Source organism: Achromobacter sp. 1012554356, assembly GCF_059760815.1.
The window spans coordinates 1-14,203 of the sequence record NZ_JCBANC010000097.1 but is presented as its reverse complement, the minus strand read 5'-3'; the positions used below and the strand labels follow the sequence as shown (position 1 = coordinate 14,203).

General features: G+C 67.0%; 15 protein-coding genes. 4 read left to right on the top strand and 11 right to left on the bottom strand.

Annotated elements, in window-relative coordinates; translation table 11 throughout:
- Positions 1-356: 356 nt before the first annotated feature.
- From AC6LJW_RS28620 to nhaA, 5 genes are all read right to left on the bottom strand, one after another.
- Positions 357-2,156, bottom strand: coding sequence for a DEAD/DEAH box helicase (locus AC6LJW_RS28620; RefSeq protein ID WP_056560414.1), 1,800 nt, complete (start codon positions 2,154-2,156; stop codon positions 357-359).
- Between the two features lie 276 nt (positions 2,157-2,432).
- Positions 2,433-3,197: a uracil-DNA glycosylase gene (locus AC6LJW_RS28615; protein WP_498088892.1), complete on the bottom strand. Its 765-nt coding sequence runs from the start codon at positions 3,195-3,197 to the stop codon at positions 2,433-2,435.
- A 53-nt stretch (positions 3,198-3,250) separates the two neighbouring features.
- Positions 3,251-3,913 carry a thiaminase II gene (gene tenA, locus AC6LJW_RS28610; protein WP_498088891.1) on the bottom strand — a complete coding sequence of 221 codons (663 nt, stop codon included), beginning with the start codon at positions 3,911-3,913 and terminating at the stop codon, positions 3,251-3,253.
- A 79-nt stretch (positions 3,914-3,992) separates the two neighbouring features.
- Positions 3,993-4,382, bottom strand: coding sequence for a DUF488 domain-containing protein (locus tag AC6LJW_RS28605; RefSeq protein WP_498088890.1), 390 nt, complete (start codon positions 4,380-4,382; stop codon positions 3,993-3,995).
- A 58-nt stretch (positions 4,383-4,440) separates the two neighbouring features.
- Positions 4,441-5,676 carry a Na+/H+ antiporter NhaA gene (gene nhaA, locus AC6LJW_RS28600; RefSeq protein ID WP_056566415.1) on the bottom strand — a complete coding sequence of 412 codons (1,236 nt, stop codon included), beginning with the start codon at positions 5,674-5,676 and terminating at the stop codon, positions 4,441-4,443.
- Positions 5,677-6,069: 393 nt separating this feature from the next.
- On the opposite strand from nhaA, the gene AC6LJW_RS28595 reads away from it, so the two are divergent.
- Positions 6,070-7,245, top strand: coding sequence for a glycosyltransferase (locus tag AC6LJW_RS28595; RefSeq protein WP_082578798.1), 1,176 nt, complete (start codon positions 6,070-6,072; stop codon positions 7,243-7,245).
- Between the two features lie 39 nt (positions 7,246-7,284).
- Here AC6LJW_RS28595 and AC6LJW_RS28590 read toward each other — a convergent pair whose 3' ends face one another.
- The 4 genes from AC6LJW_RS28590 to AC6LJW_RS28575 all read right to left on the bottom strand — a co-directional run bounded on the left by AC6LJW_RS28590 (position 7,285) and on the right by AC6LJW_RS28575 (position 10,629).
- Positions 7,285-7,749 carry an HIT family protein gene (locus tag AC6LJW_RS28590; protein ID WP_056560403.1) on the bottom strand — a complete coding sequence of 155 codons (465 nt, stop codon included), beginning with the start codon at positions 7,747-7,749 and terminating at the stop codon, positions 7,285-7,287.
- The gene (locus tag AC6LJW_RS28585; protein WP_498088889.1) at positions 7,746-8,195 is read right to left on the bottom strand and encodes a GNAT family N-acetyltransferase; all 450 of its coding nucleotides are present in this window, start codon (positions 8,193-8,195) and stop codon (positions 7,746-7,748) included. The genes AC6LJW_RS28590 and AC6LJW_RS28585 overlap by 4 nt, the downstream gene beginning before the upstream one ends.
- Positions 8,196-8,218: 23 nt before the next feature.
- Positions 8,219-9,685, bottom strand: a complete 1,467-nt coding sequence (pap, locus tag AC6LJW_RS28580) for a polyphosphate:AMP phosphotransferase (RefSeq protein WP_056560397.1) — start codon at positions 9,683-9,685, stop codon at positions 8,219-8,221.
- 80 nt (positions 9,686-9,765) lie between these two features.
- Positions 9,766-10,629 (bottom strand): MBL fold metallo-hydrolase, encoded by an 864-nt coding sequence (locus AC6LJW_RS28575; RefSeq protein ID WP_056560392.1) that lies wholly within the window; start codon positions 10,627-10,629, stop codon positions 9,766-9,768.
- A 125-nt stretch (positions 10,630-10,754) separates the two neighbouring features.
- On the opposite strand from AC6LJW_RS28575, the gene AC6LJW_RS28570 reads away from it, so the two are divergent.
- From AC6LJW_RS28570 to AC6LJW_RS28560, 3 genes are read left to right on the top strand one after another with little or no spacing between them, the layout of a single operon-like run.
- Positions 10,755-11,090 carry an ArsR/SmtB family transcription factor gene (locus AC6LJW_RS28570; protein ID WP_056560389.1) on the top strand — a complete coding sequence of 112 codons (336 nt, stop codon included), beginning with the start codon at positions 10,755-10,757 and terminating at the stop codon, positions 11,088-11,090.
- Positions 11,087-11,518, top strand: a complete 432-nt coding sequence (locus AC6LJW_RS28565) for a YeeE/YedE family protein (protein ID WP_056560386.1) — start codon at positions 11,087-11,089, stop codon at positions 11,516-11,518. Before AC6LJW_RS28570 ends, AC6LJW_RS28565 begins: the two co-directional genes overlap by 4 nt.
- A 2-nt stretch (positions 11,519-11,520) precedes the next feature.
- Complete coding sequence (locus AC6LJW_RS28560) at positions 11,521-11,967, top strand: DUF6691 family protein (RefSeq protein ID WP_498088888.1); 447 nt, start codon at positions 11,521-11,523, stop codon at positions 11,965-11,967.
- Positions 11,968-11,993: 26 nt separating this feature from the next.
- Here AC6LJW_RS28560 and AC6LJW_RS28555 read toward each other — a convergent pair whose 3' ends face one another.
- Positions 11,994-13,262 (bottom strand): phenylacetate--CoA ligase family protein, encoded by a 1,269-nt coding sequence (locus AC6LJW_RS28555; protein WP_498088887.1) that lies wholly within the window; start codon positions 13,260-13,262, stop codon positions 11,994-11,996.
- Positions 13,263-13,343: 81 nt separating this feature from the next.
- A complete protein-coding gene (locus AC6LJW_RS28550) occupies positions 13,344-14,180 on the bottom strand; it encodes an ABC transporter ATP-binding protein (RefSeq protein ID WP_498088886.1) in 837 nt (278 codons plus the stop codon).
- Positions 14,181-14,203 lie beyond the last annotated feature (23 nt).

Here is a 14,203-nt window from a genome sequence, read left to right as displayed (position 1 = left end):
GATTGGCGGGGGCGGGGCGTTGCATGGGCGCAGGAAACGTGGGCAAAACGGCATTGTCCCAAAAAAGCCTCCGTCCTGAACTGGCGGGAGATTTTTGTTGGAACTGGCGTAGACATTCCTGGACGGTGTCAGACACCCATGCTGCGCTGATGCAGCATGGACGGCGTCTCTGCGGGGTGTCAGACACCTCGGTTTGCGGCAACACGGCCAGGTGTCTGACACCCCCACGAGTCGACCGTCAATCAGTTACGGCGCTGCGGGGTGTCTGACACCGGGTTCACAAGCGAAACCGCGCCAACGTCAAAAAAAAAAGCCCCGCGGCATGGCCGCGGGGCTTTTTGAATCAGGCGCGAGGATCAGCCGCGGCGATCGTTCGACTTGCCGAAGCGCTTGGCGGGGGCGCCAGGACGCTTGTCGAACGAGGGCTTGCCACGGAAGCCGCCTTCGGGGCGATCACCGCCACGGAAGCCGCCTTCGCGCTGGGGACGGTCACCGAAGCTGGGGCGGTCGCCAAAGCTGGGACGCGCGTCGCGATCGCCACCGCGGAAGCCGCCTTCACGCGGGGCACGCTCGCTGAACGGGCGGGCATCGCGCTGGGGACGGTCGCCATAGCTGGGACGGTCGCCGAAGCTGGGACGCGAATCGCGGTCGCCGCCACGGAAGCCGCCTTCACGCTGGGGGCGGTCGCCGAAGGGACGATTGCCTTGGTAGCCGCCTTCGCGCTGGGGACGATCGCCGAAGCTGGGACGGTCACCGAAGGAACGCTGGGGACGATCGGCGAACGGACGGTCCTCGAACGGGCGGTTGCCCTGGTAGCCGCCTTCGCGCGGCTTGAATTCGCCACGCGGGCCGCCGAAGGAACGGCCTTCACGGGGGGCGCCATCACGCGGTGCGCCGTCGCGGTTGCCCGCAAAGCCGCCCGAATGACGCGAACCGCCGAAACCGCCGGGACGCTTGCCGAAAGGCTTGCCAAACGGCTTGCCGCCGCCGCCGCCGCCGGTGGACGGACGCGGGGTGCGCTTGGGTTCCAGACCGGCGATCACTTCAGGGGTGATGGACTGGCCGATGTAGTGTTCGATGCGACGGACCTTGTGGCGCTCCGAATGCGTGGCCAGCGTGAATGCCAGGCCGTTGCGGCCGGCGCGGCCCGTGCGGCCGATACGGTGCACGTAGTCTTCGGCTTGCATCGGCAGGTCGAAGTTGACGGCGTGGCTGATGCCTTGCACGTCGATGCCACGGGCAGCCACGTCGGTGGCGACCAGGATGCGCAGTTGGCCGCGCTGCAGTTGCGACAGCGTGCGGGTGCGTTGGCGCTGGTTCATGTCGCCGTGCAGGGCAGCGGCAGCAAAGCCTTGGTCGGCCAGGCGGTCGGCCAGGTCGTCCGCGCCGCGCTTGGTCGACGTGAAGACGATGGCTTGATCCAGCGAGGCGTCGCGCAGCACGTGATCCAGCAGTTGCATCTTGTGGCTGGCATCGTCTGCGTACAGCAGGCTTTGCGTGATGTTGGTGTGCTTTTCCTTGGCGCCGGCGATCTCGATGCGCTGCGGCTCGCGCATCATGCGCGACGCCAGCTTGGCAACGGTGCCGTCCAGCGTGGCCGAGAACAGCAGCGTCTGGCGGTCTTCAGGCAGACGCTCGACGATGGTCTCGATATCTTCGATGAAGCCCATGTCCAGCATGCGGTCGGCTTCGTCCAGCACCAGCGTGTGCACGGTGTTCAGCTTGACGCGGCCGGATTGCAGGTGGTCGATCAGGCGGCCGGGGGTGGCGACCAGCACGTCAACGCGGCGCGACAGCGCCTTCAGTTGCGCGCCGTAGGGCATGCCGCCCACGACGGTCGCGGTGCGCAGGTCGGCCAGCTTGCGGCCGTAGGTGGCGGTGGCGTCCGTGACTTGCAGGGCCAGTTCGCGGGTCGGGGTCAGCACCAGCACTTGCACGCCGACGCCCTTGTTGGCGGGCATCTGGGCGATGCGGTGCAGGGCGGGCAGCATGAAGGCGGCGGTCTTGCCGCTGCCGGTCTGCGAGGACACCATCAGGTCATGGCCGGCCAATGCTTGCGGAATGGCGGCGGCTTGAACGGAGGTGGGGGTGGTGAAGCCAGCTTCTTGAACGGCCGACAAAAGGGCGGGCGCGAGACCCAGGGATTCGAAAGACATTACTTTCCCTTGCCGCAAACAATGCGACGCAGTGCTTGGTCGGGCCAGGGGATTAGGCGGCCGGATCCAGGCGACGGTTGATGGAGCATCGTGCCGACCGGATCAACCATGCGCGTGGCGCGTTCTCTTGTACTGATGGAACGCAGGGCGAAAGGAAAGGGGTCAGGAATCGATGATAGTTCGGCATGGGGCCGGGGATAGGCTTCCCGGCAGACTGCAAAAAATTCCGCTAAATCAAGGCGGTAAATGCCGAACTCGTTTTGTGCAGTGCGGCGATCATAACCTGAATTCGCCCTGCAATGGAATTATTTTTTTGTCCAGTCCCCAATCAATAGGGTTTTTCCCTTGGTCTCGTAGCCAGTCATTGGTGGCCCGGAAATGGCCGCACCCAAGGAACGGCACAGGCGGGCGGCGGGCGGACAGGGGGGAGGGATGATTGGACATCAGGACGAGGTGGCCACTGTCGGGCGGAAGCAACAGTCGCTTGGCCTGCGCGTGAGCGCCCCACAGCATGAAGACCTTGGGCGAGGAGTCGCGCGCGACATGCGCGATCAGGGCATCCGTCACCGTTTCCCAGCCGCGCTTGGCGTGCGAGGCGGGCTGGCCATCCTCTACCGTCAGCGCCGTGTTGAGCAGCAGCACGCCCTGGTCGGCCCAGGGGCTCAGGTCGTTGCCCGCCGGCACGCTCAAGTCCGGATAGTCGCGCGCGATCTCGTTGAAGATGTTGCGCAGGCTGGGCGGGCGCTTGCAGTCGTCCGGCACCGAAAACGCCAGGCCCTGCGCCTGGCCGGGGCCATGGTAGGGATCCTGGCCCAGAATCACGACGCGCACGTCCGACGGCGCCAGCCCATGCAGCGCGCGGAAGGGCGTGGCGGGATACACCACGGCGCCTTGCGCGAGGCGCGCTTCCACATGCGCGATGGCGGCAGCCAGCGCGGCGGCGACGGAGGGGTCGGCGGATAGAGCGGCCTGCCAGGCGGCGGGCAGTTGCGCGGCCTGGGCGGCCAGGGCGTTGGACGTGAGGCGGTTGTCGATCGGCATGGGCGCGATTTTGGCACACCAACCCGGTCAGACCGGACAGCGGGCCATCCCGCTCAGACCGGCCAGCCGGCCTGCCGGTGCGCCGAATCCCAGAACATCCATTCGAGTTGGGCGGCATGGGTGTAGGCCTGGTGCATCGCGTCCACGGTCTGCGCCGAGGCCGTGTCCGCCGCGCGGTCCACGCTGGCGATCACGGCGCGGACCAGCGCGTGGAAATCGTCGCCGGCGTAGGTGTCGATCCACGCGGCGTACGGATTGGGCCGAACGGCGCGCGCGTGGATGTCGCGGCCGATCTCGGCGTAGATCCAGAAGCACGGAAGCAGGGCGGCCAGGGCGACCGGGTAGGGCGCGCTCCAGGCGGTAGCAATCAAAAAGCTGGTGTAGTGATGGCTCGCCGGCGTCAGCGGTGTGGCTTCGAAGGTGGCGGTGTCGATGCCGAACTGCTGCATGAAGCCCGCGTGCAGGCTGCGCTCGGCGACGACGGCGCCCTTGGCGGCCTCGGCAAACTGCACCACACCGTCGGCATCGTCGGCCTTGGCGGCGGCAATCGCCAGGGCCCGTCCGAACGCCACCAGATAGTGCGCGTCCTGGATCATGTAGTGCTTGAACGCGTCCTCGGCGAGCTGGCCGCTGGCCAGTTCGCGGTTGAATGGCATGTCGCGCGTCTTTTCATAGAGCGCGGCGTTGCGGGCCCAGGCGTCGGAGCTGAAAGCCATGAAATTCCTCTTGGACGTAATCGTGCGGCACGCGCGGGGTGCGGGCCGTTGGCGGGCGTAAGGGTAACAAGCGGGGCGTTTACGCCGCGCGCTTGCGGTGATGACGGGAGTACTCGAGAAGGGCGTCGCGCAGCACCACCGCCTGGTTGTGCTCGGTATTGCGCGCGCCGAAAAGCAGGGTCAGGGGACGGTCGCCCGCGGCGTCCAGCAGGGCCGCCATGCGCGATTGCTGTTCGGGCGTGGCCAGTTCGGCCAGGTACTTGGCGCGGAAGTCGTCCCAGCGTTCCTCGATGTGGCTGAACCATTTGCAGAGTTCGGCGCTGGGCGCGATGTCGCGGGCCCATTCGTCCAGGCCCAGGTCTGCGCGGCGCAGCCCGCGCGGCCACATGCGGTCCACCAGGGCAAGGTAGTGTCCTTGCGGACCCGTGCCTTCATAGACGCGCTGCACGATGATGCTGGACGATTTCATGCCGGCTCCTGCGACTGAGGGTGCAGCCAGTCTACTGCACCCCCTGCCACGCGGCGGGTCAGCGCGCGCCGGAAGCTTGATTTCGCGCACCGGCGGCGCGCAGCAGAGCGAAGCCAGCCAGCGCGGACGCCAGCGAGCCCGTCAGCACGCCGATCTTGGTGGCGTCGACGGCGGCGGGATCGGTGAAGGCCAGCGCGCCGATGAAAAGGCTCATCGTGAAGCCGATGCCGCATAGCAGCGCCACGCCGTATAGCTGGGTAAACGTGGCGTGCCGCGGCAGGCTGGCGATGCCCGACTTGATGGCGAGCCAGGCAAAGCCGAACACGCCCAGCTGTTTGCCCAGGAAAAGGCCAAGCGCCACGCCCATCGGCACGGGTTGGGCCAGGCTGGCCAGCCCCATCCCTGCAAAGGACACGCCCGCGTTGGCAAAGCCGAATACCGGCACGATCAGCAGCGCCACGGGCTTGTGCAGCGCATGCTCCAGCGCGTGCAGCGGCGAATGGACGTGGGCGCCGCCCTGGTGCTGCGGGCGCAAGGGAATGGTGAGCGCCAGCGCCACGCCCGCCAGCGTCGCGTGGACGCCCGACTTCAAGACGAAATACCAGAGCACCGCGCCCAGCAGCAGGTACGGGGCCAGCCGCAGGACGCCGGTGCGGTTCAGGCAGACCAGGCAGACCAGCAGCGCGCCCGCCATACCCAGCGCGAACAGGTTGAGCTCCGACGTGTAAAAGAGCGCGATGATGACGATCGCGCCCAGGTCGTCCAGGATGGCCAGCGCGGTCAGGAAGATCTTGAGCGACGTCGGCACCCGGCTGCCCAGCAGCGCCAGAATGCCCAGCGCGAAGGCGATGTCCGTCGCGGCAGGGATGGCCCAGCCACGCAAGGTCTCGGGACTGCCCAGGTTGACCAGCACATAGATCAGCGCCGGCACCGCCATGCCGCCCACGGCCGCGATGCCCGGCAATACGATGCGGCCGGCGCCCCGCAACTGGCCGTCCAGCATCTCGCGCTTGATCTCCAGCCCCACCAGCAGGAAAAACACGGCCATCAGGCCGTCGTTGATCCAGTGCAGCACGGTTTCCTTCAGCACGATGGGTCCCGCCTGAAAGCCCACCTTGGCGCCGAGCAGATCGAAGTAGGTTTGCGCCGCGCCGCTGTTGGCTACCACCAGGGCGGCCAGCGCCGCCAGCATCAGGACGTAGCCGCCCAGGGCTTCCGATCGGAGGAACGCTTGCAGGAAAGAGGGAGCGCGGCCGGGAGGGGTGGGCTCGAGCCCGTCAGGAGTGTGATGCATGGACGACATTCTGGCTCGCGGGGGTAAACCTGAATGTTAACTGAACGACCTGAATATGCGCCGCTATTTCGGGGAACTGCCGCTAACATCAGGGGAAGTCGCGTTATCTGCGCTTTATGCGCCAAAAACAGCCCGTTGAGACGCTTGTCGCGCCGCCTTGTTCTGGATTACATTCACTTAATCTCTGTGTAACAACCCTATGCAGGCCGACACCGTCGGCCTTTTTTGAACCCACGATCCTGTCGTGGCTTCGCCAGGCCGCCTGGCGCCCTTCGCCGTCATGCCGCCACATCACTTTTCACTCCTGCACCCCTCGCCCGGCCACGCCGGCACTTCCAGCCGCCCACGCGAGGGCATCGCGCAAGCCGCGCCCGACCGCCAGCGCCGCCGCCCATGCTGAGTTCCGCCGATCTCTCCGAGATGCACGCTGGAACGTGCGGCCGCCTGCGCATTCTGCATACCGAAGCGGCCACGGCATTCGGCGGCCAGGAATTCTGTATTTATAAGGAGATGGTCGCCATGCGCGAGCGCGGCCATCACCTGGAAGCCGTTTGCCAGCCGCACGCGGAACTGACGCAGCGTTTGCGCGATGCCGGGTTCACCGTGCACACCGTCAACATGGACGGCCCCGTGAACTTCATGCGCAGCGTGGCGTTCGTGCGGCGCGTGGCGGCCCGTGGCCGGTTCGACGTGGTCAACACGCACAGCCGCTGCGACACGGTGCGCGCCGCGATGGGCGCGCGCCTGGCGCGCACGCCGCTCATCGTGCGTACCCGCCACCTGGCCAAGCCGATCAACTCGCTGTACGCCTACACCTGGCTGGCCCACCGCGTCATCGCCGTGAGCCGGCACGTGCACCGCCAACTGCTGGATGGGGGCGCGCCGCCCAAGTCCGTCGCCACCATCCATTCCCCGATCGTGCTGCCCGAAAGCGATGGCCAGTGCAGTGTCCGGCAAGAGCTCGGATTGCCTGACAATGCCCTCGTGGTGGGCTGCGTGGCCGTCATGCGCGCTGAAAAGGGCCACGCCGACCTGATCGACGCCTTCCACCAGATCCAGGCGACGTTTCCGCAAGCCCATCTGGTGCTTGCCGGAGACGGCATGCCGGTGTTCGAGCGCCTGAAGGCGCAGGTGGAATCGCTGGGGCTGGCGTCGCGCGTGCACTTTCTGGGCCGGCGTCATGATATCGGCAACGTATTGCAGGCGTTCGACGTGTTTGCCTTGCCGACCCACCGCGAAGCCTTTGGCACGGCGTTTGTCGAAGCCGCCGCCATGGGGGTGCCCGTGATCGGCACCGACGTGGGCGGCGTGCCTGAAACCATGCAGGCCGGCGTGACCGGTCTGCTGGTGCCGCCGCGAGACCCGGCCGCGCTGGCCGCGGCGCTGGAAAGCCTGCTGGCCGATCCCGAACGCCGCCGCCGCATGGGCGAGGCGGGCCGTGAATTCATTCGCGGCCAGGGCCTGTTCAGCGTCGATCGCACGGCGCAGTTGGTCGAGTCGGTGTACGCGCGCTGGCTGGGTGAACGTCGCGGGCCGGCCCCCGCCACGCCTAGCGGCTCAATGTCCTGACAGGATCGATGTCCTGCCAGGCTCAATGACCGGCCAGGCTCAATGCCACAGCAGCGCGTTCATGGCTTCGACCAGACGGTCGCGGTAACGGGGTAGCAGCGCTCGCACCTGCTCCTGCCGGTCCTTCCAGGAATCCGGCTCGGCGCCTGGCGCAATGCGCGGCGCCGCCCAGATCGGGTCCGGAAAGTGCCGGTCGCCGCGCCAGCGCGGGATCACGTGCCAATGCAGATGCGGCACCATGTTGCCCAGCGACGCCAGGTTGATCTTGTCCGGCGTCAGGATCGCCTGCTGCGTTTCCTCGACGACATACACCGCCCGCATGAGCAGGTCGCGCCCGTGCGTCGACAGGCTGGTCATCTCGGCCAGGTGACCGTTCCAGATCACGCGCGTGAAGCCCGGATAGTCGGCGTCCTCAACCTCGATGATGCGCAGATGCGGTCCGCGCCATAGCAGCGTGCCGCCGTCTTCCTGGCACAGCGGGCAGTTGGGATCGCGCGCGCTCAAGTCATCACCTTGCGGTACTGGATGAAGCCGGACCGGTCGGCGATGCGGTCGTAGAGCTGCATGGCGGTCGCGTTGGTTTCGTGCGTCAGCCAATAGACGCGGGCGCAGTTGGCTGCGGCGGCTTCGGCGTAGACGTGTTCAATCAGCTTGCGGCCCGCGCCCGTGCCGCGCGCGTCCTGGTCCACGTAAAGGTCCTGCAGGTAGCAGTAGTCGCCGGCGGTCCAGGTGGAGCGATGAAAGATCCAGTGCACCATGCCGACGGCGCGGCCGCTTTCATAGACCAGCGCCGCGTGCATGGGCTCGGCGGGATCCAGGAAGCGCGCCCAGGTGTTGCGCGTGACGGCGTCGTTGATGCTGACGCGGTAGAAATCCTGGTAGCCCTTCCACAGGGGCAACCAGGCGTCGAAGTCGGTGGCGACGATGGAACGGATTTCTGCGGTACTCATGGCGCAAGGCCTCCTGACGGTCTTCAGAGTTGGGTTTCCATGGCGTCGACGATATGCCGCAGCACCTGCAGGCGAGCGTAACGCTTGTCGTTGGCCGACACCAGATGCCACGGCGCGTGGGCCACGTCGGTGCGCATCATCATCTCGTTGGCCGCCGCCGCGTATTCTTTCCACTTGTCGCGGTTGCGCCAGTCGTCGGGCGTGATCTTGAAGTTCTTGAACGGCGATTTCTCGCGCTCGTGAAAGCGCTTGAGCTGCTCATCAGGCGTGACGGCCAGCCAGAACTTCAGCACCAGCGTGCCGCTGGCGGCAAGCTGTTCCTCGAAGTCGTTGATCTCGGCGTACGCGCGGCGCCAGCGGGCGGGCGGTGTCAGCTTTTCGACGCGCTCGACCAGCACGCGTCCGTACCACGAACGGTCGAAGATGCCGATGCGGCCATGGCTTGGAATGCAGCGCCAGAAACGCCACAGATAGGGCCGGGCCAACTCCTCGGTCGTGGGCGCGGATATGGGCGTGATGTCGACCTGCCGGATGTCCAGCGCGTGGGTGACGCGGCGGATGGCGCCGCCCTTGCCGGCGGCATCCTGCCCCTCGAACACCAGGATCAGGGAGCGATTCCTGAACTTGTCGGACCTGGCGGCGCGCGCCAGCCGGCCCTGCAGCAGGCCGAGTTCGGCCTCGTAGTCTTCCTTGTCCACCTTTGCGTCGTAGTCCAGCTTGCCCAGCCGGTCCACGATGCGCGTCGTGCTGGAATGCGCCACAAAAGCGGGCGGCAGGCGGGGCACGCCGCGCCGGCGCAGGGCGCCGAGCACCGCCTCGGCCGTGCGCGCGGCGCGCATGTTTTCGTCGGCGCTGGGAATCACCACCCACGGCGCATGGCCGCAGTCCGTGTGATTGAGGACGACGTGGGCGCCGGCCCGGATGCGGTCGTACCGCTTGTTGACCTTCATGTCGACCGGGCTGACCTGCCAGGCCGTATCGGGGTTGGCCAGCAGGCGCTGCGTACGCGTCTTCTGCGCCTTGGCGGACAGGTGGAACCACAGCTTGATGATCTGCACGCCTTCGGCGGCCAGCATGGTCTCAAAGCGCATGATGGCGGCCGAGTGCGCTTCGATCGCGTCCGCGTTGGGCTTCTTGCGCACGGCTTCGATCAAGAGCGGCGTGTACCAGGAGCCGAACACGATGCCCGTGCTGCCCTTGGGCGGCAGATCGCGCCAATAGCGCCACAACGGCGGCCGCTCGAGCTCGTCGCCTTCGCGCGGGCCATAGGCCAGCGTGCGGATGTGGCGCGGGTCCATCCATTCGTTCAGCAGATTGATCGTGGCGCCCTTGCCGGCGCCGTCGATGCCGGCCACGACGATAAGCAACGTCTTGTCGGCCTGCCGCAGCCGTTCGTACTGCGCATTGAGCAGCGCGACCCGCAGCCGCGCTTCGAGCGCTTTGAATTCGTCTTTGGACAGGGTGGGGTCGGCTTCGGCTTCGGCGAACATGGATGCGTCGGATCGGGTGGCTGCGATCGGGCGATCTTGCGGGATAAGGGCGTGCGGCGCAAGTACGCCGCGGCCGGGCGTCAGAGCGCGTTCACGGGAATCTTGAGATAACGCACGCCGTTGTCCTCGGGGGGCGGGAAATGGCCCGCGCGGATGTTCACCTGGATCGCGGGCAGGATCAGCGTGGGCATCGACAGCGTGGCATCGCGCCGCGTGCGCATGGCGACGAATTCGTCTTCGGTAATGCCGTCGCGCACGTGGATGTTGCCCCGGCGCTGGCCGGCCACGGTGGTTTCCCAGGCGGCCTCGCGGCCTGCTGGCGGATAGTCGTGGCACATGAACAGCCGCGTGTCGTCAGGCAGGCTCAGCAGTCGCTGGATCGACTGGTACAGCAGATGCGCGTTGCCACCCGGAAAATCGCAGCGCGCCGTGCCGACATCCGGCATGAACAGCGTGTCGCCCACAAATGCCGCATCGCCGATCAGATAGGCCATGTCGGCCGGTGTATGGCCCGGCACGTGGATGGCCGTGGCGGTCAGCGCCCCGATCTGGAAGGTCTCGCCGTCGGCGAACAGGTGGCCGAACTGCGAGCCGTCGAGCTGGAATTCCGGCTCCAGATTCAGGATGGTCTTGAAGACGCCCTGCACGGTGCGGATGCTCTGGCCGATGGCGATGACGCCGCCCAACTGGCGCTGCAAGTAGGGCGCCGCCGACAGGTGATCGGCATGGGCGTGGGTTTCCAGCAGCCAGACCGTCCGCAGGCTGCGCTCGCGCACGTAGTTCACCACGCGGTCGGCGTTGGCCGTATTGCTGCGGCCAGATTTGGGATCGTAGTCCAGCACCGAATCGATGATGGCGCATGCGCCGCCGGGCGCCGGCTCGTGAACCACGTAGGTGATGGTGGCAGTGACGGGGTCGAAGAAGGCCTGGATATGCGGGTTCATGGGGGCTCGCGTGAAGGCCGCGTAGGCGGACCGATCAGGTCAATTTACGAAATCAAATAATATTTGCGCATAGTTTATTCATAAATATAATGACGCCGCCATCCCCACGTGTCCGACACCCAGCCATGAACGCTCCCCTTACCGACTGCGAAGTTGCCGTCCTGCGCGAGTCCGCCACGCAGGCCTGCGCACTGCTCAAGGCGCTAGCCAACGAAGACCGCTTGCTGCTCTTGTGCCAGCTGGTCCAGAATGAACGCAACGTCGGCGAGCTGGAGTCGCTGACTGGCATCCGCCAGCCCACGCTCTCGCAACAGCTTGGCGTGCTGCGCGACGAAGGTCTGGTCGCGACGCGGCGCGAGGGCAAATACGTCTATTACCAGATGGCCAGTTTCGAGGTCAGCCAGGTGATGAAAACGCTATCCAGTTTGTACTGCGGACGCGCCATGGCGTCACTCAAATGAATGTGGACTGGTCCGCCTTCACCCCGGGCGCCGGCACGGCGGGCGGCCTGCTGATCGGCGCCGGCGCGGTGCTGCTGATGCTGGGCGCGGGTCGCATCGCGGGCATCAGCGGAATCGTGGGCGGGTTGCTTGCGCCCGAGCGCGGCGGCGGCTGGCGCATCGCTTTCCTGCTGGGGCTGTGCGCCGCGCCCTGGTTGTTCCGCCTCTTTTCCGACCTGCCTTCCATCACGGTCGAGGCCAGCACGCCGCGCCTTATCGTCGCGGGTCTGCTGGTCGGCATCGGCACGCGCTACGCGTCCGGCTGCACCAGCGGACATGGCGTGTGCGGCCTGTCGCGCGGCTCGCGCCGGTCGCTGGCGGCGACGCTGATCTTCATGGCCGCGGGGTTCGCCACGGTCTACGTGCTGCGGCACATGGCGGGTGTCTGACAATGGCCGCGCTCTACGCCTTCGTCGCCGGGCTCATCTTCGGGCTGGGCCTGCTCATCTCGGGCTTGGCGGACCCGGCGCGCGTGCTGGGATTTCTGGATCTGGCCGGGTTGTGGAATCCCACCCTGGCATTCGTGATGGGCGGCGCCGTGCTGGCGACCAGCATCGGCTATGCGCTGGTGCGGCGGCGGCGGGCGAGCCTGTCCGGCGAGCCCATGCGCTGGCCGCAAGCCAGCCGGCTCGATGCGCGGCTGGCTGCCGGCAGCCTGACATTCGGGGTGGGTTGGGGCCTGGCGGGTTTCTGCCCCGGTCCGGCGCTGGTCGCCGCGGCGGCCGGCATCGGTGACGCGGCCGTGTTCGCGGGGGCGATGATCGCCGGCATGGGCATACACGCCTTCATCACGCGGGCTTCGCGCCGTGAGGGCGGCGCCGCGAGCCCGCGCGGCTAGCTACGCTTAACCGCGCGCCTGATCGCCTATTCGTACGTCCGGATGTCGTCGATGACCTTGCCGTCGTTTGGCAGGCCACCCTCGGCCACCCATTCCACGTCGGCGCGCAGCTTGGTCACGTCGCGCGCCGAATCGGCAATGCGGCGGGCCAGCTCGTCGTTCTGCTCGCGCGATTCCACCTTCAGCACCATCCGGTCCGACCCGGTGCTGCCGCTGATGACGAGCCGCGCGCGCAGGATTTCCGGATGCCGCCGCGCCACGTCCGCCACCTGCGACGGATGCACGAACATGCCGCGCACCTTGGTCGTCTGGTCGGCGCGTCCCATCCATCCCTTGATGCGCGTGTTGGTGCGCCCGCATGGCGAAATGCCGGACATCACCGCCGACAGGTCACCGGTGCCAAACCGCACGAGCGGGTAATCGGGATTCAGAGTGGTCACCACGACCTCGCCGACTTCGCCTGCCGGCACGGGCTCGCCGGTGCCCGGACGCACGATCTCGACAATGATGTCCTCGCCCACCACCAGCCCTTCGCGGGCGGGCGTCTCGAACGCGATCATGCCCAGGTCGGCGCTGCCGTAGGCCTGGTAGCCGTCGATGCCGCGCGCCGCCAGCCAGTCGCGCAGCGAAGGCGGGAAGGCCTCGCCGGAGACCAGCGCGCGCCGCAATGAATCGAGCTTGACGCCCAATTCATCGGACTTCTCCAGGATGATCTTCAGGAAGCTCGGCGTACCCGTGTAGCCGCTGGGCGCCAAGTCCTGGATCGCGCGCACCTGCTGCTCGGTCTGCCCGGTGCCGCCGGGGAACACTGTGCAGCCCACGGCGTGGGCGGCGGTTTCCATCATCGAGCCGGCCGGCGTGAAGTGGTACGAAAAGCAGTTGTAGGCCAGCTCGCCGGCGCGAAAGCCCGCCGCGTACAGGGCGCGCGCGAAGCGCCAGTAATCCGACCGCGCGCTCTCCGGTTCGTAGATCGGGCCGGGCGAGGCGAACACGCGCATCGCTTCGCCCCAGCCGATTGCGGAGAAGCCGCCGAAGGCTTTTTCGGGACCGGCGGGCCGGGCGCCGTCGTCGCGGCTGTGTTGCTGGCGTTCCAGCAGTTCGTGTTTGCGCAGTACCGGCAACCGGGCCAGCGCCTCGCGCGAGGTGATCGTGGCGGGGTCCACGCCGCGCAGTTGCTCGGCAATGGCCGGCGCGCGCGCGATCGCCCGCGCAATCGCCCCGGGCAGGGCGGCCATCAGTTCGCGCTCTCGTTGCTCGGGCGCTCGGGTTTCGCGGTCATCGAAAAACTCGGACATGGAATCGCACCTTCTCGTGTGCCGGTTTGCGGCGCCGTTGCCGGCGCCATGCGGCAAGCGCTGGCTTGCCCGCGTCGGGAATCAGGCCAGCCAGCGTTTGCGGCGGCGGTAGAACTTGTTGTCTCGGAAACTCTTGCGTTCGCCGCTGGAAATGCCCAGGTAGAACTCCTTCACGTCCTCGTTCTGCGCCAGGTCGGCGGCCGCGCCGTCCATCATCACGCGCCCGTTTTCCAGGATGTAGCCGTAATCGGCGTAGCGCAGCGCGATGTTGGTGTTCTGCTCAGCCAGCAGGAAGCTCACGCGCTCGCGCTGGTTCAGGTCGCGCACGATCTCGAAGATCTCTTCCACGATCTGCGGCGCCAGGCCCATCGACGGTTCGTCCAGCAGGATCATGTTGGGGTTGGCCATGAGTGCGCGGCCGATCGCGGTCATCTGCTGCTCGCCGCCCGAGGTGTAGCCGGACTGGCTGGTGCGGCGCTGCTTCAGGCGCGGAAAATACTGGTAGACCCGCTCCAGCGCGGCGCTGGTGTCGCCCCGGCTCATGCTGCGCGTATAGGCGCCCGTCAGCAGGTTTTCCTCGATGGTGAGGTGGGCAAAGCAATGCCGGCCTTCCATCACCTGCACGACGCCGCGCTTGACCAGTTCGGCCGGCGTCAGGCGTTCGATGCGTTGGCCGCGGTACTGGATGTTGCCCTTGGTGACGTCGCCGCGCTCGCCCTTGAGCAGGTTCGAGATGGCGCGAAGCGTCGTGGTCTTGCCCGCGCCGTTCGCGCCCAGCAGCGCCACGATTTTGCCTTCCTGCACCTGCAGGGACACGCCCTTGAGGACCAGGATCACGTGGTTGTAGATCACCTCGATGCCGTTCACATCGAGCAGCACCTGGGGGGCGTCGGCGGCGGCAATATTGGCGTCGTTCATAAACCTTCCTGCAGCGTGGCGGG